This is a genomic window from Listeria aquatica (genome assembly GCF_014223975.1).
Classification (GTDB): Bacteria; Bacillota; Bacilli; order Lactobacillales; family Listeriaceae; genus Listeria; species Listeria aquatica.
The window spans coordinates 264,802-288,551 of sequence record NZ_JAARRM010000001.1; the positions used below are offsets into that span (position 1 = coordinate 264,802).

Here is a 23,750-nt window from a genome sequence, read left to right on the forward strand (position 1 = left end):
ATAACAAATGGAGTTACGCCGTATCTAATTGCTCTTCTCGTCAGTCTGGTATTGTCTTTTGTATTTATTTTAATCTTGTGTATGATGGATCGAACGATAAAAGAAAAAGAACAGATTGAGGACTTAGGATTACTAATGCTAGGAGAAATTCCGATTATAAAAAATAGTAGAAACGTATAGAGAGGAGGAATTCAGTGTGAAAACAAGAAGTAGAAGTGAAGAAGAGAAAGTTACAAATTCGTTTGTTCAAGAAAAACTTAGTGAAGTACACACTAATATTCAGTTCATGAAGAAGAAAGAAAATAAAATTCGAACCATGGCGATCACTTCAGCAAATAAAGGTGAAGGAAAAACATTTTTCAGCTCAAATTTTGCGCAGGTTTATTCTGAATTTAAGGAAAAAACATTGCTAGTAGATACGGATTTTTATTCGCCTAAGCTATCTAAACAATACAAAAAAATAAATGAACGTGGATTTTCAGATTTACTTATCGGAGAAATAAATCTGACGGAGGCTGTGCATGAAATAGAGCCCTATCTAGATTTTCTATCCATAGGAACAATCCCGCCTAACCCTGTGGAGTTGTTAAAAACACATGATATTACTGATGTGATCAGGGAAGGTCTTAAACATTATGAAATGATTCTTTTTGATTGTCCGCCTGTGAATTTGTTTACTAATGCTAGGTTAACAGCAGCTGCTTGTGATTTAAGTTTACTAATTGTCAAAAAAGACAGTACCAAAGAAGAGGAACTTCGAGGAGCAAAGACTTTACTAACCAAGGCAAATGTTGATTTAGTAGGCGTTGTTTTAAATCAAGTGAATTATAAAGAAAAAAATTACAATTATTATAAGTACTAATGGAAAGGGAGTAAAAATAGAGTGAGAGCTAGACGTTTCAAAGTAAATAGTAAAATCATTTTTCTATTTACTGTACTTAGTGCCATATGTGCCATTTATCCGTTAGCAGTCATAATGGTTATGATAGGGTGTTTCCTTTATTTCTTGAAAGATATTCCACTAAATCGGTTAAATGAAAAGTTATTTTTTGTTGTTTTGATAAGTGCATTTTTTGGCCCGTACTTGGCACTCCCAGCTTTTCCGTCTTTATTTTTATTTCGTATCGTACTTTGGCTACATTTATTTGTATTCCTTTTTTCCAAAAAAGAACTAGAAAAGCTAAAGCGTATCAAAGTTCCTTTAGTGTGTTTAGGTATATGGCTACTTTATGCTATTTTTTCTCTAGTTTGGACAGAAAATCTATCTCTAAGTCTTCCTGCTCTTTATTTTCAATTTGAAATGCTGTACTTAATATTTATAGTCTCTTATTACATTGATAGCATCGCTAAATTGAAAAAAACATTTAAGTGGTTAGCTATTGCTGTGGGGCTATCAATATTTGTTGGTCTTTGGGAAAGTGTAATGGGGCAGCATCTATTTTATTCTGCAGGGAATTTACTTTCATATCAAGATTTTCGAGCAACTGGTTTTTTAGTAAATACTAATGATTATAGTGTCTATCTGTCATTTTATGCACCTATTCTTTTCTTGCTCTTATTAGAGAAAAAAACATGGTTTTCTTCTTTTATGGCATTAGGGCTTATGGGGATATTATTTTTCATCATTATTCAGACGGAGTCAAGAAGTGGACTTATTTCGTTTGTTTTAATTTTGCTCATTCTTTTGTGGAAACTGATCGGGAATAAATTGTTTTTCATAGTTTGCTCCATTTTGGGAACCCTTGCTATATGCGTCTATTTAGGTACACATACATTATCTTTTGAAAGTTTAGCCTTTTTAAGTGGCAAAACTGATTCGACCAATGAGCGGTTATTAATTTATGAATCAGTTGGTAGATTAGTTTTAGAACACCACTTTTTAGGGGTTGGTCCAGGTGTTACCCCGCTTTATGTCTTTGATGCTTTATATGGGACTGTGAATGTTCCAGTTGATGTGGATGACACGATGAGTGCCCATAATTTTTGGTTATCGAACTTGGCCGATGTAGGATTTATCGGTATTTGTCCATTTTTAATTTTCTTTAGCTGGATGGTTATAAAGGCAATAAAATATGGCGTTAAAAAAGGTCATCTATTAAAAGTCGTTCCGCTATGTATTTTAGTCGCATTTATTGCTTCAACAGTTGCAAGTAGTAGTATTTTTGAGATGCGTGTGGTGTGGATCGGACTAGGGATTGGTATAGCAATTATTCAGTTGCTACAAAAAAAAGAGGAGGAAAATATCTGTGATTAAAAAGCAATTAGTCAAAGTCTATTTTGCATGGAAAGACCGCGTTTGGAAACATCAAAATGGGTTTAAATTAAATTATTTAATGAAAAAATATAAAAAAAGTACTACTTTAGTTGTGTTTTTTAGCGCTTTTCCAAGAACAGGAATGTCCGCAACTTACAATTATGTTCAGACAACAAAGGGATTGTCTACAGATCGATTATTTATACTAGATAATTTTGGTCATGGAAAACGAGGAGCTTACTATTTGATGGAACAAGGTGATAGGAAGCTAGAAGAAGCCGTAAGTGACTTTCTCTTAGAAAAAATGGCGATCAAAACATATGAAAAAATTATTTTTGTTGGGACAAGTAAGGGTGGCTATGCGGCAATGTACTATGGTTTAAAAATGAACGTAGATGAGATAATTGCGGGAGCGCCACAATATTATCTAGGTGATTATTTAACAGATGTACCTGAAAAAAAACCGATTTTTTTAAATATCGTTGGGAATCCTCCTAAGTTTACAAAGAAAGAATTAAATGATTTGTTACCCCAAAAAATTAAAGGAGATACTTCCAGAAAAACAAAATTTCATATTCATTATTCTAGCGAAGAGCATACGTATGAAGATCACATCAAGTATCTGTTGAATGATTTGAAATTGGCTCAATTTGAAGTCTATGAAAATATTGAAAAATATAAGAAGCATCAGGAAGTTGCTTTATATTTTCCGCAATTTTTAATTCAAACATTACAAAAAATAATTTAGAAAGGAAAAGAAGATGGTAAAAAAATTGGGAGTTTTAGGAACCTGCTTCAGTCGGAATTTTTTAAATTCGAGTGATTATTTTAACCCTGACTATAAAAACTATTATTCTGTTGCATTCACACAATTCCATTCTTCATTAATTGCTTTAAATACAAAGAAAAAATGGATTGATATTGATCAATATGAGGACATTCCGAAAGAAAAAAGGAGATTTGTAATAGAAGATTTTCAAAAACAATTATTTGATACTATCAAGGAAAAAAAGGTTGACTACTTAATAATTGATTTGTATTCTGATGCACTAAAAAATATTGGCTTTTTCAATCAAGAGCAAGCTGTAACTATATCACCAATCATTGAACAAAGTAGAATAAAAGAAGATTTGTCATTTGAGTTTGTTTTGGATCATAAGGATGAAACATTATTTTTGAAGACATTTCAAGAGGCAATAAAATCTTTTCATAAAAAATTTCTCCATATATAAATGAAGAACAGATTATCTTAAACCAAGGTGAACTGACAAAGCAATACTTTGATTTAACGGGAGGGAAATGTGATTATCAAAATTTAGAACAGATAGATAGTTATAATAATTTTTGGAGAAAATTAGATTCCTGTTTTCTAAAGGAGTTTTCAGGTGCAAAGACCATTAACATGTTAGATACAGGTTACATCGGGGATGCTACCTATCCATTTGGTCACTCTGTTTCGCATTATCAGTCTGAATATTATAAAAAGATATTTTTGAAGATGATAGAAATTACGGAACAGTAATATCTAATTGATTGATAGACTTTTTTAGTGGACTTCAGCAAAACATACGCATTTGGCTTATATTGTTCTTCAAAGTCTTTCATGCGCTGAAACAAAAGGACTTCATTTGTTGTAATCGTTATTGAAATTTTATTTCTATTTTTATTGGATGAGCAATTTGATTTTTTTGCCCATTCAGTAAAAAAAAGTGCTAATTTAACACCTGCTTTTGTTTTACAAAACTTATACTAAATATACGTGAAAGAGGTTTAAATTTTTTAGGAAGTGGGTGAAGACTCTTTAATCGGAAGTTAAATTAATAAAGTAAATCATTCTTTTACTATATCTAGAACAACAGAAAAATTTTTACAAACAGGAATGCTTTTTGCGAATGAAACGAACTCGAATATATTTTGGTTCGATCTGATGATTCATATATGTACTTGAAAACTCACAAATACAAAGTGCAAATTAGAAACAATCTTTTAAATCTATTTAGATGAATTGGACTTTTGCGTCTGTGGAAAAGAATAAAAAATAACTTTAAATGATAATAGCCAAGTTAGTTTTTTTTATAACAAGTGGCTGTTCTATTTTTAAACTTAAACGCTTTTACAGAGTAACGCGTTAATTTAAAAATAAAAAACATAAGGAAGTAAGGAGTAAAAAATGGTTTTAGGACACGTAAAATGGTTTACAACAGTAGAACCCGTCAGAAATAGTTTGGCGGAAATTTGGAATCCAGCAACAATCTTTTATTTTATTTTATCCATAATCTTTATCTTTTTCTTTTATTTAGCAACTCCCTACCTATCGAAATCTACTTTTTTAAGTGGCTCATCGATTCAGCGAGTGAATCGGGAAACGGTTTTTCGTGTGGGGATAGGACTAGCAATTGCTATTAGCATGCTTACAAAGCATGTACTCGTTCCAGATGTGGGAGGGTCCCTAATCTTATATATTCTAATGGGAATCGCTGCCCTCATGCTCTTCATTCCAACTGAAATAACACAAATTACAGGTCTTTTTTCAATTCTTTTATTATTTATTTGGGATGTTGTTGAATTAGGAATTCATTGTTCCATTGACTATTTGTTTTATATTGGCATCATGATTACATTATTTGCTTTTATTACAGATCGTAATGAACTAAAAGTACGACCACTTGAAATTCTAACAGGTCTTTCTCTTTTATGGGTAGCCGCTGAAAAATTAGTTTATAGCAATATGTCATTAGATATCGTGCATCATTATGGCCTTTATACGTTTGGATTTAGCCAAGAACATTTTGTTGTTTGCGCGGCTTTTGTAGAAATGGTCATCGGTTTTGTTTTAATTACAGGCTATTTTAGAAAAATAATTTCTTTTATCTTAACATTAGTCTTTTTGGCGACAAACTTGATTTTTGGACTAAGTGAAATTCTAGCGCACATGCCACTTCATATTATTTTTATCTATCTTATTTTAAATCAAGAAAAAATTAAAAATAGCCCCCATAACTTGGTGAAAACTTGTTTAATGGTCATTTGCTACACAATCGCGGTCATTGTCGTTGTGTTCCTTTATTAATTTTGCCAAATCAGTTAAAAATTTTGCGCAAACAAAAAAGTCTATTCGCACAAATCGATATACTGATAATAAATAAGGGATTATCAAACAGAATTTAGAGAAAGCTTTACCTCATTTCTACTATCCAATTCTTCACTATAGATTAAGGATAGACTATAAACGTTGCCAAGTGAAAATTTTGTAGCGTTCTAACAAGAAAGGTGGTGAGTAGACAAAAAGCTAGATCAATCCGTTTTACAGCACAAAAGACTGACTTAATTCAAAAAGAGAAGGAGAAAAGAATATGAAAAAACAAAATTTTAAAAAGTTAGCAACACTTTCTGTACTTAGTACTGCTTTTGTTGCAGGAGTTATGATTTTCGGGGGAGACAACGCATCTGCACACGGATATGTGGAAAAGCCAGCAAGTCGTGCATATACAGCAAATCTCTTAAAAGAAGAAATGGGTTGGGATGTAGCCCATGCAAAATTTGGTAATGCCATTGATACACCGAATGGCGTTGAAGGAATCGAAGGCTTCCCATTTGCAGGTCCAGAAGATGGGCATATTGCTTCTGCAAATGGTGTACTTGGAGACTACAAATTAGACCAACAAACACCTGACTTTTGGGTGAAAAATGAAATGACTGGTGGAGAAAATGCTTTCACATGGCATTACACAGCAACTCACCCAACGAGAAAATGGGACTATTTTATTACAAAAAAAGACTGGGATCCTAGTAAACCAATCACGCGTAATGATTTAGAGCTTATTCATACAGAAGAACATGATGGTTCGCTATCAGAAAACAAACCGACTCACTTTGTTGATGTCCCAAATGACCGCGCTGGGTACCATGTTATTTTAGCTGTATGGGAAGTTGCAGATACAGACAAATCTTTCTACCAAGCAATCGACGTTAACCTAACACCAGATGATAATGCAGATGATAAAGAAGCGCCAACAAAAGTTCAAAACTTAAATCAAACATGTGCAACAATTGATTCGATCACATTTTCTTTTGACGCAGCAACGGATAATAAAGGCATTAAAGAATACAAAATTTTCCGTGATGGTGAAGAAGTAGCTACAACAAGTAATACTTCATATACAGATAAAGAACTTCAAAGTGATAGTGCATACAAATATACAGTACAGGCAGTTGATTTTGCAGGAAATAAATCCGAAATGAGCGACAAATTAGTTGCAAACACATTGGAAATGCCAGAAGAGGACACTGAAGCTCCAACAGCACCAGGACATCTGCACTCGATGGAAGTATCTTCAGACAGCGCTAGCCTAATGTGGGGCGCATCATCAGATAACGTTGGCGTAAAAGAATATGCTATCTACCGTGATGGTGAAAAAATTGATACAACAACTGAAACTAGCTATGAAGATACTGGTCTAGATGAAAATACAACGTATAACTATTACGTAGTAGCAATTGATGAAAGTGGCAATGAATCAGAAAAAAGTAATGAACTAGAAGTAACAACAGAAGAAGCAGATGAGCCAATCTCAGGCAGAGAATGGGAACTTGGTTCATTTACAAGTCCAACTTCTTATGAAGCAGGAGAAACCGTTGTGCATAATGGAAAAGAGTACGTTGTGCTTCAAAGCCATTTAAACTACGGAGACATCACTTGGGCACCAGACGCTGCTCCAGCGCTATTCCAACTTAAATAAGTCAAGTTTGAAGAGTTTCTGAAAATTAATTTTCAGAAACTCTTTTTTATGTTTAAGAATAAGTTAAATTTAGTGAAAACCCATTGTGAAGCATTAAACGGCCGTGCTAAAGTAAGAAAGGGATAATTTATACGCTTAACAACACGAAATTGAACCTGAGAGGAAGCGTGAGCCTTTGACAACCAATCAAAAATTATTACTCCAACTTTTATTTTTTCTAAGTGTCACAAGCTGTGTGGCCATTTATTTCGCAGAACAAACCAGTCAATACACCACTAACTTTCTTTTGCAGCAAATTCTGTTTTTTGCCGTATCGAGCCTTGTTTGCTTTTTCTTGTCCAAATGGAAGCTTCCATCCATTCGAAAATGGCTGTGGCTGATTTATCTGCTTTTTATTCTCCTCCTGCTGGGTTTGCCATTTACGACTGAAACGAACGGAGCACGCCGCTGGTACAAATTACTCGGTTTCTCCTTCCAACCAACAGAAATTCTCAAAAGTTTCTTTATTTTGGCGCTTGCCGCCGTAGCCGTACGATACGAGAAAAAACCAGCCAAGCAGATTCTTGCGCTTATGGTGACGGCTGTCCCTATTTTATTCTTCATTTTTCGCGAACCCGATCTAGGAAGTGCGATCGTGTATTTTGTTACTTTCTTCGCCATACTACTCATTGCGAATGCCTCAAGAAAATGGATTTTTGCTTTACTTCTGAGCGCTTTTACAGTTTTTAGTGCGATATTTTATGTTATTTTTAATCATCTTGAATGGCTGCAATTAGTAGGGATTGAACCCTATCAATTTGCAAGAATCCTAAGCTGGATGGATCCATCAAGTGACCCGAGCGCTTCTTATCAAGTAGGGCTTTCCATGACCGCTGTAGGGTCAGGCGGAATAAGTGGCCAGTCGAGCCAAATTTATATCCCGGAAAGTCATACCGATATGATCTTTAGCACCATTGCCAATCAATTTGGATTTATCGGTGTGAGTGTCCTACTCTTCGTATTCTTGCTCCTTATCCAAGTCTTAATCCGGTTAGCACTAGATGCCAAAAATTCATTTTCTGTGTATGCCTATACAGGCTTTGCCGTCTACTTTGCCTTTAACATATTTGAAAATATTGCCATGACCATCGGATTAATGCCACTTACAGGGATTCCACTTCCTTTCATAAGTTACGGGGGCTCTTCTGTGCTTGGAAATTTCATCGCGATCGGCATCCTGCTTGCCATAAGCCAGTATGAAAAGGAATCTGCACAAAGCTTTTCTTCCAATTAGACAATCTAACCGGATGTGTTAAAATGAAGAAGAGAGTTCAAGAAAGGGATTTTGCACGTATGGCGAATTATATTAATAAGGAAAAACGAGCAATTGATTTTGATCCATTTGAACTGCCAATTATTGCTATGCCCGAAGTGATTGCGGTATCTTTTGAGCCGAAAACAGAGCAAGCCTTACTCATTCGAATTGCGGACCGGGGAAAAGACTTTACAAAACTCAAACACCCTGAACTTTATCAAGATATTCTGGAAATTCACTTTAATGATATTAATGAAGCAGATGACTACTGGGGACTCAGTCAGATAGAAAAGGAAGAAATGAAGCTGTTTAATGAAAGACATGCTGAAATCATTTACGATTTTATTGACAAGAATCCAGATCATGGTCAAATTGTAGTTCATTGCAATGCGGGAATCAGTCGGAGTAGTGCCGTTGCGATGGGAATTGCGGAACACTATCATGACAAAGATACCTTGCGGAAGCTAAGAGAAATTAAGCGCTATTTGCCCAATCCGCGGATTCTTGCCATTATGCGTGGGGAAAAATATTTGCCAGAAATTTAATAAAACAACCTCCAAATTTATTTTGGAGGTTTTTCTTTTTTTGTAAAAAAATACTGTTTTTAGATAAATCGCGCATATCTGAGTTTGCGTGCTATTAAGATTGTTCTTTTAAAAAGGATTTTGGATTTTTGGTGGTATAATGACGTGGGGGAAAATCGTCCAAAGTAGTTCACAAGTTAAAATAAGAGAGAACGACTACTCTTGAAATGAGGAATGAGTTTATGACAAATGAAGTTAAAAAAATGGGGTTATTTAGCCTAATCTTAATGATCTTCACTTCCGTATTTGGCTTTGCGAATGGGCCAGTTGGCTTTTATTTGATGGGTTATAGCGCAATTCCATGGTACATTGCAGCCGCTGTGCTGTTCTTTATCCCATTCGCGCTTATGATGGCCGAATATGGTTCCGCTTATCGGAAAGAACAGGGAGGCATCTATTCGTGGATGAATGACAGTGTCGGACCGCGTTATGCGTTTATCGTCACTTTCATGTGGTTCACTTCGTATATTATTTGGATGGTAGGAATTGCTTCCAAGGTGTGGATTCCGTTTTCAACCTTCCTTTTTGGAACGGATAAAACACAGGAATGGACGATCCTGTCGCTTACTCCAACACAAACGATCGGTATTTTAGGTGTCCTTTGGATGGTTGTTGTGACTTTCTTTGCATCAAAAGGTCTTCGACAAATTACGAAAGTTACAACCATCGGTGGCTTTGCCGTTATGGGGCTCAATGTTGTTTTAATTCTTGTTAGTGCAATCATTCTTGTTTTAAATGGTGGAGCGTTCCAACAAAATATAGACGGCGTAAAAGATTTTCTTGTTTCACCGAATCCAAACTACTTGAGTCCAATTTCCATTTTGAGTTTCTGTGTATTTGCGATTTTTGCATATGGGGGAACAGAAGCTGTTGCAGGACTCGTTGACCAAACCAAAAATCCGAAAAAGACTTTTCCAAAAGGAATCATGATCGCGGCTGTCGTTATTTCGGTCGGTTACGCGATCGGAATTCTAATGTGGGGTGTGAGTACAAACTGGATGAAAGTACTTGCTGGTGAAACCACTAACCTTGGAAACATCACCTATGTGTTAATGTATAACCTAGGACTTGAGCTCGGGAATGCCTTTCACGCTTCTACTGAAACCGCACAAACCATTGCCTCTGTTTTTGCGCGAATCACGGGGCTCTCTATGTTCCTTGCTTATACAGGTGCATTTTTCACATTGATCTATTCACCACTTAAATCAATTATTCAAGGAACACCGAAAGAACTTTGGCCAAAACGAATGACTAAGATCAACAAGGCAGGAATGCCAGAGTTTGCAATGTGGATCCAGTGTCTTATCGTTGTTGTCATTATTTTGATTGCTTCTTTTGGCGGAAGCAATGCCTCTGCCTTCTACAATAAACTGACGCTGATGGCGAATGTCTCGATGACGCTTCCTTATTTATTCTTATCGTTCGCTTTCCCATTCTTTAAAAACCGGGAAGGCCTTGAACGACCGTTTGTCGCTTATAAGACGAAGTGGAGTGCCTATCTGATCACAGCTATTATCGCAGTCGTAGTTGGCTTTGCGAACGTATTTACGATTATCCAACCAGTCATTACAAATGGGAATTGGAATGATACCATTTGGATGATCGCAGGACCTGTTGTGTTCTCGATTCTTGCTATTCTAATTTATGAGAATTATGATTTGCGCAAACGCCGCGCGAAATAAAGAAAAAAGCCTCCAAGCTCATGCTTGGAGGCTTTTTCCTTCTCGTTTTTTTGAATTTCTAGTAAACTTAAACTATGAGAGGCTTTGATTGGAGGATTTTACAATGAGTAAGCATTATGATTATATTGCCATTGGTGGCGGAAGCGGGGGAATTGCTTCTTCTAACCGAGCTGGCATGTACGGAAAAAAAGTCGCACTTGTGGAACCAGTTCATCTTGGTGGAACTTGTGTGAATGTAGGCTGTGTACCTAAAAAAGTAATGTGGTACGGGGCAGATATTAAAGAAGGCATAGAAAAACTAGGTCCCGCTTATGGCTTAACAGGGGAAGTCTCGTTTGATTTTGGAACTCTAGTTTCAAATCGTGAAAAATATATTGATCGTTTGCACGGCCTTTACAAACAAGGGCTTGATAGCAATCACGTAGACGTTCTTCGAGGGTATGCTCACTTTGTAGATGCTAAAACGATTGAAGTAAACGGGGAGCGCTATACAGCTGATCACATTTTAATTGCGACTGGTGGAAAACCTGCGATCCCAGATGTCAAAGGTGCTGAATATGGTATCGATTCTAATGGCTTTTTCGCAATGAAAGAATTGCCAAAACGTGTTGCTGTTGTCGGTGCAGGTTACATCGCTGTTGAACTTGCTGGCATTTTAAATGCATTTGGAACGGAAACCCATCTTTTTGTGAGAAAACACGCTCCTCTTCGTTCGTTTGATCCGATGATTTCAGAAACACTTGTGGAACTAATGGAAAAAAATGGTCCTAAACTTCATACGCATGCAGTTCCAAAAGAAATTGTGAAAAATGAAGATGGCAGTTTGACGCTTGAACTAGAAGACGGACGAACACAAACCGTTGATAAAGTTATTTGGGCGATTGGACGGAAACCCGTTACAGACACACTAGCGCTTGAAAACACTGGGGTTAAGCTTACGGAATCTGGATTCATCGAAGTGGATAAATACCAAAACACAAATGTTCCAGGTATATATGCCATTGGCGATGTAACTGGCCATGTGGAATTAACCCCTGTTGCGATTGCAGCTGGAAGAAGACTTTCTGAACGACTCTTTAATGGTAAACTTGATGAGCATCTTGATTATGACTTGATTCCAACGGTTGTATTCAGTCATCCACCCATTGGCACAATTGGTCTTACTGAACCAGAAGCGATTCAGAAATACGGGGAAAAAGATATCAAAGTTTATCAATCTTCTTTTACCTCGATGTATACGGTCATAACAGAACACCGTGAGCCGTCACGAATGAAGCTTATTTGTGAAGGGAAAAATGAACGAATCGTTGGCTTACACGGAATCGGAACAGGGATGGATGAGTTGTTACAAGGTTTTGCAGTTGCCATTAAAATGGGTGCAACAAAAGCGGACTTTGATAACACAGTTGCAATCCATCCAACAAGCGCAGAAGAATTTGTGACGATGCGCTAGCGTTTATTCCTTTATGCAGAGGGAAAAATGAAGAATAGAAAGAAAAATGGAGGAGGGATATTATGCCAGAAAAGTTAGCTCTTTATTTTGTGAGACACGGTCAAACGTATTTAAATAAGAATTTGAGGATGCAAGGCTGGGCAGATACGCCACTAACACCAGAAGGAAGTAACAAGGTTCGAGAAAGTGGACGTGGTCTTTCGGATACGGAATTTGTGGCGGCTTATAGCAGTGATTTACACCGGACGATTGCTACAGCAGAAATTTTACTCCATGAAAACAAACACGGCTTTGGACTTCAACTTGAACCACGCAAAGAATTTCGGGAAACTTTTTTTGGATCATTTGAAGGCGAGAAAAGTGATGTAGCTTGGAATGAAATTGCGCGGGCGAACGGATATGCTTCGCAGGAAGATTTTTTTGCGCATGAAGATGTGAGAGGCATGATGAATGCCACGAAAAAAGCGGATCCAACAGGTGATGCAGAAGATTTTATGACGTTTTGGACGCGTGTTGAGCAAGGTTTTTTACATGTGATCAATCGGCATCGTGATACAGGTGGTAATATTTTGATTGTCGCACACGGGAATACCATTCGAAACATTGTACATGAACTTGAACCATCCATTACGGAAAGTTTCGTTCTCGACAATGCAAGTGTAACCGTTCTTGTTTATGAAAAAGGACTGTTTAAAGTAGAACGGTTAAATGATATTTCACATTTTACGGCAGAATAAAAAAGTAGGGCAGTTGCCCTACTTTTTTATTTGCTTGATTCGGTTTCTGGTTTAGCATCAGCGGGTGGACTTGAACTGGTATTACCATCATCATCGTCATCACCTAGGTGTTTTTTTCCATCACGCCGTAGCTGAATGAGTTTAACAACATTGACAATGATGGTTTTTACGACCGCATAAAGCGGTACGCCGAGCACCATTCCCAGTAAACCCGCTAGATTTCCTGCCACAAGCAAAATCACAATAATTGTTAACGGGTGAATCTTGAGCGAGCGTCCCATAATTAGGGGTTGCATGACGTTTCCATCTAACTGTTGCACGATCACGACTACGATAATCACAAGCAGCGCCTGAAGAGGCGAAGTGAACAGCGCAACTAACACAGCAGGTGCAGCGCCGATAACTGGCCCTAAATAAGGAATAATGTTCGTTGCTCCGGCGATAAAAGCAAACAAAAGTCCATAAGGCTGTCCAATGATTAAATAGCCAATAAATGTTAAAATCCCAACGATTAAACAATCAAGAGCTTGTGAACTGATATAAGTTGAAAGTGTTTTGTTCATTTCTTGAATGATTTTTTTAGCATCTGGACGGATGAATTTCGGGAAAAACTTTTCAACCGAATCCATGAAACGATGTCCATCTTTAAACATATAAAGCAAAATAAATGGAACCGTGACAAGCACCATCACGAAGCTTGTAATAAAGCTTGCTACAGCACCAATTCCCGTTGAAACACCATCTAAGACGATATTCATGATTTTAGGGATGGAAATATTGGCTTTGCTTAGTTCCCCTTGAATGTCCAAATTTTTAAACGGCGACTCTTTGACAAGCGCGTTAAACCATTTTTCAAAGTCTGTCCAGTAACCTGGTAGTGCCTTTGCAAGAGAAGCGATTTGGTCTGCAAGCAGGGGACCCATTTGAATAACTGCAAGTGTGAATAAAACGATAAATACAATAAAAATTAAAATAATGCCAAGCACGCGTGGAACTTTTCGCTTTTCAAGAAATTCGACAAGCGGATTAAACATGTAAAACAAGAACCCAGAAACTAAGATTGGCAAGAATAATGTTGAAATAATCACCCCAATTGGTGAGAATATGTATTTCATTTGTAAGAGTAAAAAGACGATTGCTACGATTGCCAGAATTTCGATTGTCCAAAAGAATAGTTTACTCTCACGAAAACGTGAATTTTTCATTCCATTCTCCCTTCCCATTTTTATTCTAGTTTAGCATGATTTAAGGGGTTTGGCTATTTCAAATTGACTTCTTTTTTGAACTGTTATATGTTTGTTATAACAAGAAAGAAGGTGTTATGCGATGTTACTTCAAATTAACTTAGAGGCAGAAGAACCGATTTATATGCAAATTCGCAACCAGGTTATTGAAGGAATTGCAAAAGGTGAGTTTTCTCCTGGTGAAAAACTTCCATCTGTACGAAGTCTTGCAGCAGACATTGGCATTAATTTCCATACCGTGAATAAAGCTTACCAGTTGCTTGCACGAGAAGGACTTATTGAAATCCATCGCAAGCAAGGCGTATCCATCCCTTTAGAAGGGGTTCAGGTAGCAGATGCTACTTATTTGCATGCATTAAACCAGAAATTGCGTCCGATAGTCGCCGAAGCGATCGCCCGTTCTGTTTCTGAACAGTCGTTTATGCAAGAATGTAAATTACTTTACCACGAGCTCCAAGCAGATAAACAAGGGAAAGAGGCAAGATGAGTTTCTTAACTTTTACTTTTAGCTTAGGTTTACTAGCTGCAATCTTAAGTTCCGTCCCTTTTGTGACAAGAAGTTCAGAAAGTTTTGGGATCAATGTGGGAACAAAATTAAGTGGGGCAAAGCAAATTCTTAAATGGAAAAGACAGTATGCTTTCTTAATGGGGTTGCTAGCTATAGCCCTATTTCTAGTTAGTTTCATTTTTTCATGGTTTTCCAGTTTGCTACTTTTTTATACAGCTTGTAGTTTTGGCATATATTTAGTTTATCATTTCCGAACTAAAATCTTTAAAAAGCAACAAATTGTGGAAGGAAATTTGCAGGAACAAGCTATGGTTATTGTGGAAGCATCTGGGAGTCAGCATAAATGGGTTATCTCAGGATGGTATTATTTGATTCCTTTTTTGTTCTTTTTACTGACGGTTTTTTTGACAATCATATTTTATGAACAAGCGCCTGCAAAGCTTCCTGCCTACTGGAAGTTAAACGGTATTTTTGAAACTGAAAAAGCAAAAACGCCATTTAGTGCCTCAATATGGCTAGGTTCCCAACTTTTGGCGATCCTCACTTTTCTCGGACTCCATGCTACGATTCAAAAAAGTAAACGAATCATTGACCAAGATGATCCCGAGATCTCACTAGAACGTATGAAAAGGTCTAGACGTCTTTATAGCAAGATTATGTTCGGAGCAAGTCTTTTAACCGTTTTGTTTTTCGGATTTTTACAGTGCTCCTTCTTACTAGACTGGAGCTCGTCAGCCGTGCAAGTGGTATCGAGATTGCTATGGCTACTCCTTCCCGCTTGCCTTTTATGGATGACTTTTTTTATTGGTCAAGGTGGGAGCCGACTTAAAGTGATGGGGATCAGGCGCGAGCGGAAAATTGTACAAAAAGATGATCGCTACTGGAAACTAGGGATATTTTATTTCAATCGTTCAGATTCGGCTTTATTTGTCGAAAAAAGGTTTGGAATTGGCTGGACGGTTAATTTAGGACGGCCGATTGTCTGGATTATTTTATTTGTTGTGCTCGCTTTAGCAGGAATCAAGCAATTTTTCTTTTCTTAAGGTTTTTGATTGTGAAAAAGCTTACGAACAAGGTAAAATACAAGTAGAATCGGCAAAAGGAAGGGAATAAAATGAAAATTATTGGAATCCTTGGAACACAGAATCAAAAAGGGCTAACAGCGCAGCTACTTGATGAAGTTTTGCGAGGCGCAGAGCTTGCTGGTGCTGAAACAAGTCTTATCGTGTTGGAAGAGACGTTTGATCCAACGAAGCAAGATGAAGTTCGTCAATTGGGCAAAAAATTAAAACAAGCAGATTGTATGATTTTTGCAACCCCTACTTATTTTGGGAATGTAAGTGGAAGTATGAAGCAATTTTTCGACCATTTACGTGATTACTTTGTGCACCTTACGAGCAAAGGAGAAAATATTCCTCATTTATTTAAAGGGAAAAGTTATGTATCGATTACTTCATGCTATAAAGGCGCTTTTGAAAATACGCTTTCAGGAATTACCGATGCGACATTTAATCAAATTGATACGGTGATGTCACAAGCAGGGATGCACCGAGCAGGTGAAATTGTTTTAACGGGGACTTTTCAAATGGAAGAAGTTCCTGCAAAGAAACGCGAAGAAGCAACAGCCCTAGGGAAAAAACTTGTAGAACGGGTGGAAAGAGGAGGATTTACATTGAAACGCTATTTACAGCTATTTGGTATGCTTGCTGTGTCAACACTGATTGTTATGGGGATTCAAAAGGGACTTCAAGCAGTCCACTTTATTCCAGCCGAAGGATTTTGGATTAATTATTTAGTATTTGTGATCATCTTTTTCTTATTTCTTGCCGGGATGCTACGGCTTGTCACGATTCATAATCATAAGCGGCGCTAAAATGCGATTTTGTATTGTGAACGCGCGCTTGGTGTGCTATAATGAAAGCGCATTTTTGTGATGAAGTTAACAATTAGGAAGAAGGGGAAAGAATGTCTTATTATACGCCTCAAGAAGTCACAGACGTAACGATTGAAAAAGGAATTCAAAAAGCGAATTCAAATGCGCTTGCGCTCACCGTATTAGGTTTTTTGGGCGGTGCATTCATTTCACTAGGCTACTTGCTTTATATTCGCGTGATTGGGACCGCACCACATGAATGGGGAAGTTTTGCAACTTTTATCGGGGCTTCTGTATTTCCAGTTGGACTGATGTGCATTTTACTAGGTGGCGGAGAACTGATTACGGGAAATATGATGGCGGTCTCGCTTGCTTGGTTTGATCGAAAAATAACGTTTATGAAACTACTGCGCAATTTTGCGATTGTTACGGTTATGAATCTAGTAGGTGCCTTATTTGTAGCTTACTTTTTTGGTCATTTTGTCGGATTAACAGAAGGTGACTTTTTGGCAAAAACAGTAGCAACAGCAGGCGCTAAAATTAAAGATCCATTTTGGGTAGCTTTTGTTTCAGGAATTGGCTGTAACTGGTTTGTTGGGATTGCGGTTTGGTTATCTTACGCCGCCAAAGATTTTGCTGGGAAAATTTGGGGCATTTGGTTCCCCGTTATGGCTTTTGTAGCTATTGGATTCCAGCACGTTGTCGCTAACATGTTTATTATTCCAGCTGCCATTTTTGCTGGAAGCTACAGCTGGATGGATTTTTGGATGAATGTACTTCCTGTTTATCTCGGAAACACGGTGGGCGGAGCTATTTTTGTAAGTTTATTTTACTTTTTAGCTTATAAACGAACGACTCCATCAGCTAAAGTCAAGGAGGAGAACGTACAAGAACCGGTAACTTCTGGTGAATAAATGGAAAAGGTGAACGAGACGTGTCTGGTTCACCCTTTTTTATTAAGGGGGAAATGAAGATGGATATTCGCGAAATAGATTTGACGATTAATCAAGAACGGTTAATTGAGATGCTTGATGCCCATATGGCTAGTTTAAAAGAAGCGCTATTTCCCTATCAAAAAGAATACTTTTCCTTTGCTAGTTATGAAGGCGGGGAGTATACGGGTGGAATTACAGGGGAAATTTTATGGAATACAGCGCATATTTCGCTACTTGCGGTGGATCCAGCAAAAAAAGGGAGAGGCATAGGCAAAACCTTATTAAAACAAGCAGAAGACTATGCGAAACAAAATCAGTGTACGCAAATTCATTTGGAAACAATGAGTTATCAGGCGCCTCTTTTTTACGAAAAAAATGGGTTTGAAATCTTTGGCGAGTTGAAAGACTTCATGCAACCGGGGGTGACTCGTTTTTACTTAGTGAAGCGTTTAGGATGATTAAGAAACAGAAATTTGTGGAAAAGAGAAGTGTCAAAACTTTTTAGGAGTGATAACATTGAATACTGAACTACCCAAAGTAAAGACGCAGCTTTTCATTGACGGGAACTGGCAGGACGGTTCGTTGCAGAAAACAAAGGCAGTCGATAATCCTGCAACAGGAGAAATAATTGCACAGGTGGCACAAGCAGAAATGGAAGATACAAAGCGAGCGATTGAAGCGGCACAAAAGGCTTTTCCTAAATGGCGTGAGATGGAATTGCGCGATCGGGTGGAACTTTTGCATCGTGTTGCGTGTTTGTTAGAAGAAAATGCGGATAGGCTGGCTAAAATCATGACAATCGAGCAAGGAAAACCAGTTGCAGAGGCAAAAGCAGAAATTTTGACCGGAGCTGAAAATTTTCGTTTTAATGCGGAAGAAGCAAGGCGAATTTACGGGGAAACGATTCCCGCGCCTAATAAACGTGTTTACATTGTAAAAAAAGAACCTATTGGGGTTGTTGCAGCCATTACGCCGTGGAATTTTCCAATGGGGATGGCGACTCGAAAGCTTGCTCCAGCTCTTGCTGCTGGAAACACAGTGATTTTGAAACCTTCTAGCGAAACGCCACTTTCAGCACTCGCGCTCTTTGAAATTTTCGAAGAAGCTGGTTTTCCTAGAGGCGTCGTGAATTTACTACTTGGAAACTCTTCTGAAATCGGAGAAGCTCTAACAACAAGCGATGCTGTCCGCAAATTGACGTTTACTGGCTCAACAGCAGTTGGACAAAAATTGTATCAAGAATCTGGGGAAACCTTGAAGAAGATTTCGCTTGAGCTAGGCGGGCATGCGCCCTTCATCGTGTTTTCCGATGCTAATCTTGTGAGCGCGGCAGATGGGCTTGTTGCTGCAAAATTCCGGAATAACGGTCAAGTTTGTGTTTCACCAAACCGGATTTTTGTCGCAAAAGAAGTGGAACAAGAATTTATAAAACTTGTGCTTGAGCGTGTACAAAAGTTGAAAGTTGGAAATGGACTACAAGAAGGAGTTAATGCTGGGCCACTAATTCGTGAAGATGCGATTCGAAAAATTGATCGGCAACTAAAAGATGCGGCCGAAAAAGGCGCTGATATTTTGCTTGGTGGAGAAAGGCTTCTTGGTGAAGGTTACGATCAAGGGAATTTCTTTGCTCCGACTGTTTTAACAGGTGTTACAGAACAGATGCGAATCTTTCATGAAGAAACCTTCGGACCAGTTATTCCGATTATTTCCTTTGTTGCTGATGACGAAGTTGTCAAATTGGCTAATGATAGCGAATTTGGACTAGCTTCTTATTTCTATACAGAAAATCTGGAACGAGTAGAGGAAATCAGTAATGCACTTGAATACGGTATGGTTGGGGTAAATGACATGGCAATCTCGCATCCAGAAACACCCTTTGGTGGTGTGAAACATTCAGGATTCGGACGTGAAAATGGTCATTTTGGAATAGAAGAATACCTTAACGTGAAGTTTGTGGCACTGAAATATCGTCAATAAGAGGTAGATAGGGCTCTCGCTTTGCTGTTTACTTTCCCACTCAACTTTGCTATAATAGGTTTAGGAAAAAGGAATCGATTGTAGTATATGAAAAATCCCGAGTCGGGCTAAAGATCTCGGGATTTTTTATATGGCTAGAACTTGTCGTCTACTTCCGTTTGTTATTCCCCCTTGTTTCTAGCCAGTACTTGAAAAGCGATAAGCAAATGCCAACAAGGATTGGGGCAATAACACTGGAAAAAAGAAGAATCAATTGTAGCACCTCCCATCTGCAGAGTTTTGCAATTGGGATAGACGACTTCTTTAGTATAACATGTTTGAAGTCTTGGTGTGCCAACGTTTTTAGGCAGCTTTTGAAGCTTGAAATTCCATTTTTTGACTAGAAATCGTTTCAGCTTGCACCAAAATATTTTTATTAGGCAAGTGATAAAGAAATGATTTGATTATTTGAAACTTGCCAAAAAGAATATCTTTTTGGTATACTATTACTAATAAATGAAAGAGGTGTTTTTTTAGGCCAATGAAATTCTAATCCTGTTTGACAAAGAAAAAATGAATGCAAGTGTGCAAAACCATTTTTTTCGGACAGGATCAGTATGTTTATTTTGCTTATTAACATCTAGCAGAATTAATGTTTTTTTGTGTACTCCTATCCGAAAATGGATAAGGAGGTTTTTTTATGTTTAGTATAGAAATTCATGATTTGACAATGGAAATTGGAGCGAGAAATTTATTTGTGATTCCAGAATTACGGGTTAAACCGAATGCTAAAATTGGAATTATTGGACAAAATGGTACGGGAAAAACGACCTTACTTGAAATCTTAATAGGAAAGCGTGAGGCGACTACTGGAAGTGTGAAGCGGAGCGGAACAGTAGGAATGATCAAACAAATTCCCGCTGAAATTGAGCGATTAAGTGGAGGAGAAAAAACGCGCAAGGAAGTTCAGCGCGTTTTACAAGAGCGACCGGCGATTCTTTTTGCCGATGAGCCAACATCGAATCTAGATGTGGCAAGCACGAAACATGTTATCCGTGATTTTAAACGTTTTTCAGGAACTCTACTCATTATTTCGCATGATCGTGATTTTTTAGATGCAGTTGTTGATGAGATTTGGGAGTTAGATCAGGAAGAGATCACCGTTTATAAAGGAAATTATTCGGACTATGCAGCGAAGAAAAAGAAGCAACGTGAACAAAAGCAGAAAGCGTATGATGAAAATGTTGCCGAAAAGCGAAAACTTCAAGCAGCGATGGCACACCGAAAACAAATTGCTGAGAGTATGGAAACCAGTCAATCTAAGCTTCTTAAAAAAGGGATGAGTAGAAAAGAAATCGCTTATGGCAATATGTATAAAGGCACGCAACAGAAAAGTCAGCACAAAACGATTAAAGCCACGCAAAAACGATTAGAGCGTCTTCCAGATGTTGATAAACCTTTCATCTCTAAATCAGTTAAAATCACGCTCCCTGAGTCTCGCAAATTAAAACCTGAAACGACTCTTGTACAAGTTCAAAAAGGAGAAATCGGCTTTCCTGAAAAGAAATTATTTGAAATCGAACCTTTTTCAATAAAGATCGGAGATAAAATGGCGTTAGTCGGCCAAAATGCTTCGGGGAAAACGACTTTTTTAAAGCGGCTGTTAAACGATGAGGCGCCTATCCGGATTTTGGGAAGCACAAGAATCGCTTATTTCGATCAGGGTTTGCAAGGTCTAGATATGGATAAAACGATGCTTGAAAATATTAATCAGGTGAATGCTCACGACAAGCAAATGGCGATGGATGTACTTGGTAGCTTGCACTTTCAGCAGGCCGATTTAAAGAAAAGCATCTCGGTTTTATCAGGTGGCGAGCGGGTTAAGCTTTATCTGGCGATGATTCTTTTGAGCGATGCGAACTTTTTAGTTCTAGATGAACCAACGAATTACTTGGATATTACGGCTTTAGAGGCGCTTGAAGGATTGATTTCAACTTTTGAAGGTGCTGTACTGTTTGTTTCGCATGACACGGCTTTTGTTCGAAATACGGCACTTGAGGTCCTTCAAATTGAAAAGGGTAAAATGAAGCTAGAGCGAAAATCCATGCAACAAGTTGCAGCGGAAAAGGAGTCTGCAGATCAAGTTGTGGAAGAGGACAGCTTGCTTGTCGAACTTAGACTTTCAGAGATTGCTGCAAAGCTTGGTGACCCTAAGCTTAGCGCAGCGGAGAAGGCTAGTCTCGATCAAGCTTATCTTGAAAATAGTCGCAAACTTCGAGAACTAAAGGGAAATTAATTTGTAGTGATCTAAAATGATTAGGCTGAATCTGGCTTATCTTAGCGAAATTTGGCTTCGTAAAAAAGCGTCAACCCACGGGTTGATGCTTTTTTAGATAGAGGTGAAACTTGATTTCTTGCAGGAAGAGAGATAGAATAAACGAAGATTTGGAAGGAAAGAAGGTTCTTTTTTTGTTCAATCATTTACCAGACTCTTTTTTGCAAATGAACACGATTTTTATTTCTATTTTGATTGAAGCACTGCCGTTTGTGTTAATTGGAGTTTTCATTGCTAGCTTCATTCAAATGTATGTTTCCGAGAAGTTTATTGCACGTGTGATTCCGAAAAATCGATTTTGGGCAGTTGTTGTCGGTTCTTTTATCGGTGTGCTTTTTCCGTCGTGTGAATGCGGTATTGTCCCGATTGTACGTAACTTACTTAAAAAGGGTGTACCGCTTCATGCAGGTATTGCATTTATGTTAACGGCACCTATTATAAATCCAGTTGTTCTTTTCTCGACTTATGTAGCTTTTGGGAGCAATTGGGAAATCCCGATTTTACGGGTAGTTGGAAGTCTTGTTGTGGCTCTTGTCGTCGGTAATTTAATTGCTTTTTTCTATAAAGGAGAAGGCTTAAAGGAAAAGTTGCTTACTTCTACTAATGCTAGTGAGAAAACAGTCAAATCAGGGAGCCTTGCTTTACAGACGGCTGGGGTTGATCTTTCAGTGAAACCGGTGCTACCTGAAAAAATGAATGTGGAAAAAATTGAAGGGGCTGGAAATGGTCTTGGCAGTGCGGAAGTGTTTCCTACTCACGAGCACTCACATCAAGAAGTCTCGCATCAACATGAGCATAGCCACACAGATCTTTCGTTTATGGATAAAATTTGGCATACGGCTAAACATGCCGTGGATGAATTTTTTTCGGTAGGAAAATACTTAGTTTTTGGAGCACTAATTGCTTCTGCTATGCAAACATATATTAAAACTTCTACTTTAATGTCGATTGGTCATGGCCCGGTTTTGTCGATTTTACTTATGATGGTTCTGGCCTTTATTCTTTCTCTTTGTTCAGAAGCAGATGCGTTTATCGGGGCTTCATTCCGGAGCCTATTTTCAACACAATCGATCGTCGCTTTTCTTGTTTTTGGACCAATGCTTGACATTAAAAATCTGATGATGATGCTTGCTTCTTTTAAAGCGAAGTTTGTACTCTTTATCGTTGTGAGTGTAACAGTCGTTGTCTTTCTTTATTCGATTCTTATTTAGACAGGAGGGAAAAAGAATGTTACGTGCCTTTATTTTATTTGGCTTTGGTTTTTATTTAATGTACCTCCACATTTCTGGAGAAATTAGTAAATATATTAATATGAAATATTCCTACTTGTCCTTTTCAGCGATGATAGCCGCTTTTCTTTTAGCTCTTATTCAGTTGATTATCGTTTTTCGTGATGAAGACAAAGTAGAAGAGCATGATCATTTGGGGCACTCACACAGTGGTGAAAATACAATTTGGAAGAAGCTTTTAGTTTATGGCTTGCTCACTTATCCGCTTATTGCGGGATTCATGTTTCCAATTGCGACACTTGATTCGACAATCGTTAGTGCGAAAGGGTTCCATTTTCCTAAAAATAATGCAGCAGGGGATGACCCGTATGCACAAAATCAATTTTTACGTCCCGACACGAGCGGTTATTTTGGGAAATCTGATTATGAAAAAATGATGGAGCGTGAGAAAAAAGAACTGTTGAAGCAAAATCCGATTGTTGTAGACGACAGCAATTACTTAATGACCATGGAAATTTTGTACAACTATCCTGGTGAATTTACAGGACGTGAAATGCGTTTTACGGGATTCGTATACAATGACCCGGTTTTAAAGGATGCTCACTTGTTTTTATTTAGGTTTGGAATTATTCATTGCGTTGCTGATTCTGGTGTGTTTGGGATGCTCGTGAATATGCCGGAGAAAGCTAGTTATAAAAATGATACTTGGCTGTCTGTATCGGGCACAATTACAGAAGAATATTATGCGCCCTTTAAGATGAAAATTCCTTCACTTGAAGTTTCTAATTATCGCCAAATTGATAAACCGAAAGATGTCTATGTTTACCGAAAATACTAGGTTTGCTCTTGCAGATTGAAGCGGCTTAGGGTATGCTTATTCAGTAAATGGTTTCACACGCTACCCAAAAGGAAAAAGGACGGCTTAAG

General features: G+C 37.9%; 22 protein-coding genes. 20 read left to right on the forward strand and 2 right to left on the reverse strand.

The genetic code is table 11. The features are described 5' to 3' along the window. Positions 1-196 precede the first annotated feature (196 nt). The 11 genes from HB912_RS01340 to HB912_RS01390 all read left to right on the forward strand — a co-directional run bounded on the left by HB912_RS01340 (position 197) and on the right by HB912_RS01390 (position 12,743). Complete coding sequence (locus tag HB912_RS01340; protein WP_185371874.1) at positions 197-862, forward strand: polysaccharide biosynthesis tyrosine autokinase; 666 nt, start codon at positions 197-199, stop codon at positions 860-862. Between the two features lie 21 nt (positions 863-883). Then, the gene (locus tag HB912_RS13340) at positions 884-2,254 is read left to right on the forward strand and encodes an O-antigen ligase family protein (protein WP_185371875.1); all 1,371 of its coding nucleotides are present in this window, start codon (positions 884-886) and stop codon (positions 2,252-2,254) included. Beyond that, positions 2,247-3,002: an accessory Sec system protein Asp2 gene (locus HB912_RS01350; RefSeq protein WP_185371876.1), complete on the forward strand. Its 756-nt coding sequence runs from the start codon at positions 2,247-2,249 to the stop codon at positions 3,000-3,002. The genes HB912_RS13340 and HB912_RS01350 overlap by 8 nt, the downstream gene beginning before the upstream one ends. Positions 3,003-3,015: 13 nt before the next feature. Beyond that, positions 3,016-3,486, forward strand: coding sequence for a DUF6270 domain-containing protein (locus tag HB912_RS13160; protein WP_244964404.1), 471 nt, complete (start codon positions 3,016-3,018; stop codon positions 3,484-3,486). 938 nt (positions 3,487-4,424) lie between these two features. Further along, positions 4,425-5,324, forward strand: a complete 900-nt coding sequence (locus HB912_RS01360; RefSeq protein WP_185371877.1) for a hypothetical protein — start codon at positions 4,425-4,427, stop codon at positions 5,322-5,324. Positions 5,325-5,607: 283 nt separating this feature from the next. Further along, a complete protein-coding gene (locus tag HB912_RS01365; RefSeq protein ID WP_185371878.1) occupies positions 5,608-6,993 on the forward strand; it encodes a lytic polysaccharide monooxygenase in 1,386 nt (461 codons plus the stop codon). Positions 6,994-7,168: 175 nt separating this feature from the next. Beyond that, positions 7,169-8,266, forward strand: a complete 1,098-nt coding sequence (locus HB912_RS01370) for an FtsW/RodA/SpoVE family cell cycle protein (protein ID WP_185371879.1) — start codon at positions 7,169-7,171, stop codon at positions 8,264-8,266. A gap of 59 nt (positions 8,267-8,325) precedes the next feature. Beyond that, entirely contained in the window at positions 8,326-8,832 is a 507-nt protein-coding gene (locus HB912_RS01375) for a dual specificity protein phosphatase family protein (RefSeq protein WP_185372822.1), read from the forward strand. 221 nt (positions 8,833-9,053) lie between these two features. Then, complete coding sequence (yjeM, locus tag HB912_RS01380; protein ID WP_185371880.1) at positions 9,054-10,553, forward strand: glutamate/gamma-aminobutyrate family transporter YjeM; 1,500 nt, start codon at positions 9,054-9,056, stop codon at positions 10,551-10,553. Between the two features lie 103 nt (positions 10,554-10,656). Next, positions 10,657-12,006, forward strand: a complete 1,350-nt coding sequence (gene gorA, locus HB912_RS01385) for a glutathione-disulfide reductase (RefSeq protein WP_185371881.1) — start codon at positions 10,657-10,659, stop codon at positions 12,004-12,006. Positions 12,007-12,068: 62 nt separating this feature from the next. Then, positions 12,069-12,743, forward strand: a complete 675-nt coding sequence (locus tag HB912_RS01390) for a histidine phosphatase family protein (protein ID WP_036072131.1) — start codon at positions 12,069-12,071, stop codon at positions 12,741-12,743. Between the two features lie 26 nt (positions 12,744-12,769). Here the strand turns inward: HB912_RS01390 and HB912_RS01395 are convergent, their stop codons facing one another. Next, positions 12,770-13,948 carry an AI-2E family transporter gene (locus HB912_RS01395; protein WP_185371882.1) on the reverse strand — a complete coding sequence of 393 codons (1,179 nt, stop codon included), beginning with the start codon at positions 13,946-13,948 and terminating at the stop codon, positions 12,770-12,772. 121 nt (positions 13,949-14,069) lie between these two features. Between HB912_RS01395 and HB912_RS01400 the strand changes: the two genes are divergently transcribed. The 6 genes from HB912_RS01400 to HB912_RS01425 all read left to right on the forward strand — a co-directional run bounded on the left by HB912_RS01400 (position 14,070) and on the right by HB912_RS01425 (position 19,280). Then, complete coding sequence (locus HB912_RS01400; RefSeq protein WP_185371883.1) at positions 14,070-14,474, forward strand: GntR family transcriptional regulator; 405 nt, start codon at positions 14,070-14,072, stop codon at positions 14,472-14,474. Next, positions 14,471-15,538: a DUF5808 domain-containing protein gene (locus HB912_RS01405; RefSeq protein ID WP_185371884.1), complete on the forward strand. Its 1,068-nt coding sequence runs from the start codon at positions 14,471-14,473 to the stop codon at positions 15,536-15,538. The genes HB912_RS01400 and HB912_RS01405 overlap by 4 nt, the downstream gene beginning before the upstream one ends. Before the next feature lie 71 nt (positions 15,539-15,609). Beyond that, positions 15,610-16,368, forward strand: coding sequence for a flavodoxin family protein (locus tag HB912_RS01410; RefSeq protein ID WP_185371885.1), 759 nt, complete (start codon positions 15,610-15,612; stop codon positions 16,366-16,368). A 92-nt stretch (positions 16,369-16,460) separates the two neighbouring features. Next, positions 16,461-17,282 carry a formate/nitrite transporter family protein gene (locus HB912_RS01415; protein WP_185371886.1) on the forward strand — a complete coding sequence of 274 codons (822 nt, stop codon included), beginning with the start codon at positions 16,461-16,463 and terminating at the stop codon, positions 17,280-17,282. A 59-nt stretch (positions 17,283-17,341) separates the two neighbouring features. Beyond that, positions 17,342-17,761, forward strand: coding sequence for a GNAT family N-acetyltransferase (locus tag HB912_RS01420; RefSeq protein WP_185371887.1), 420 nt, complete (start codon positions 17,342-17,344; stop codon positions 17,759-17,761). 58 nt (positions 17,762-17,819) lie between these two features. Beyond that, entirely contained in the window at positions 17,820-19,280 is a 1,461-nt protein-coding gene (locus tag HB912_RS01425; protein WP_185371888.1) for an NAD-dependent succinate-semialdehyde dehydrogenase, read from the forward strand. Between the two features lie 148 nt (positions 19,281-19,428). On the opposite strand, the gene HB912_RS13250 is transcribed toward HB912_RS01425, so the two are convergent. Beyond that, positions 19,429-19,542: a type I toxin-antitoxin system Fst family toxin gene (locus HB912_RS13250; RefSeq protein ID WP_342354351.1), complete on the reverse strand. Its 114-nt coding sequence runs from the start codon at positions 19,540-19,542 to the stop codon at positions 19,429-19,431. Between the two features lie 417 nt (positions 19,543-19,959). Here HB912_RS13250 and abc-f point away from each other — a divergent pair, with 417 nt between their 5' ends. The 3 genes from abc-f to HB912_RS01445 all read left to right on the forward strand — a co-directional run bounded on the left by abc-f (position 19,960) and on the right by HB912_RS01445 (position 23,661). Beyond that, complete coding sequence (gene abc-f, locus HB912_RS01435; RefSeq protein ID WP_185371890.1) at positions 19,960-21,555, forward strand: ribosomal protection-like ABC-F family protein; 1,596 nt, start codon at positions 19,960-19,962, stop codon at positions 21,553-21,555. 173 nt (positions 21,556-21,728) lie between these two features. Continuing rightward, entirely contained in the window at positions 21,729-22,805 is a 1,077-nt protein-coding gene (locus tag HB912_RS01440) for a permease (RefSeq protein ID WP_185371891.1), read from the forward strand. Between the two features lie 16 nt (positions 22,806-22,821). Beyond that, positions 22,822-23,661, forward strand: a complete 840-nt coding sequence (locus HB912_RS01445; RefSeq protein ID WP_185371892.1) for a TIGR03943 family putative permease subunit — start codon at positions 22,822-22,824, stop codon at positions 23,659-23,661. Positions 23,662-23,750 lie beyond the last annotated feature (89 nt).

Excerpts from the sequence above, each read along its gene's own strand:
- HB912_RS01420 (WP_185371887.1), top strand. The coding sequence starts at position 17,342 with ATGGATATTCGCGAAATAGATTTGACGATTAATCAAGAACGGTTAATT.
- HB912_RS01445 (WP_185371892.1), top strand. The coding sequence starts at position 22,822 with ATGTTACGTGCCTTTATTTTATTTGGCTTTGGTTTTTATTTAATGTAC.
- HB912_RS01395 (WP_185371882.1), bottom strand. The coding sequence starts at position 13,948 with ATGAAAAATTCACGTTTTCGTGAGAGTAAACTATTCTTTTGGACAATC.
- HB912_RS01415 (WP_185371886.1), top strand. The coding sequence starts at position 16,461 with ATGTCTTATTATACGCCTCAAGAAGTCACAGACGTAACGATTGAAAAA.
- HB912_RS01375 (WP_185372822.1), top strand. The coding sequence starts at position 8,326 with ATGGCGAATTATATTAATAAGGAAAAACGAGCAATTGATTTTGATCCA.
- HB912_RS01405 (WP_185371884.1), top strand. The coding sequence starts at position 14,471 with ATGAGTTTCTTAACTTTTACTTTTAGCTTAGGTTTACTAGCTGCAATC.
- HB912_RS01400 (WP_185371883.1), top strand. The coding sequence starts at position 14,070 with ATGTTACTTCAAATTAACTTAGAGGCAGAAGAACCGATTTATATGCAA.
- abc-f (WP_185371890.1), top strand. The coding sequence starts at position 19,960 with ATGTTTAGTATAGAAATTCATGATTTGACAATGGAAATTGGAGCGAGA.
- HB912_RS01365 (WP_185371878.1), top strand. The coding sequence starts at position 5,608 with ATGAAAAAACAAAATTTTAAAAAGTTAGCAACACTTTCTGTACTTAGT.
- yjeM (WP_185371880.1), top strand. The coding sequence starts at position 9,054 with ATGACAAATGAAGTTAAAAAAATGGGGTTATTTAGCCTAATCTTAATG.
- HB912_RS01410 (WP_185371885.1), top strand. The coding sequence starts at position 15,610 with ATGAAAATTATTGGAATCCTTGGAACACAGAATCAAAAAGGGCTAACA.
- HB912_RS13160 (WP_244964404.1), top strand. The coding sequence starts at position 3,016 with ATGGTAAAAAAATTGGGAGTTTTAGGAACCTGCTTCAGTCGGAATTTT.
- HB912_RS01360 (WP_185371877.1), top strand. The coding sequence starts at position 4,425 with ATGGTTTTAGGACACGTAAAATGGTTTACAACAGTAGAACCCGTCAGA.
- gorA (WP_185371881.1), top strand. The coding sequence starts at position 10,657 with ATGAGTAAGCATTATGATTATATTGCCATTGGTGGCGGAAGCGGGGGA.
- HB912_RS01390 (WP_036072131.1), top strand. The coding sequence starts at position 12,069 with ATGCCAGAAAAGTTAGCTCTTTATTTTGTGAGACACGGTCAAACGTAT.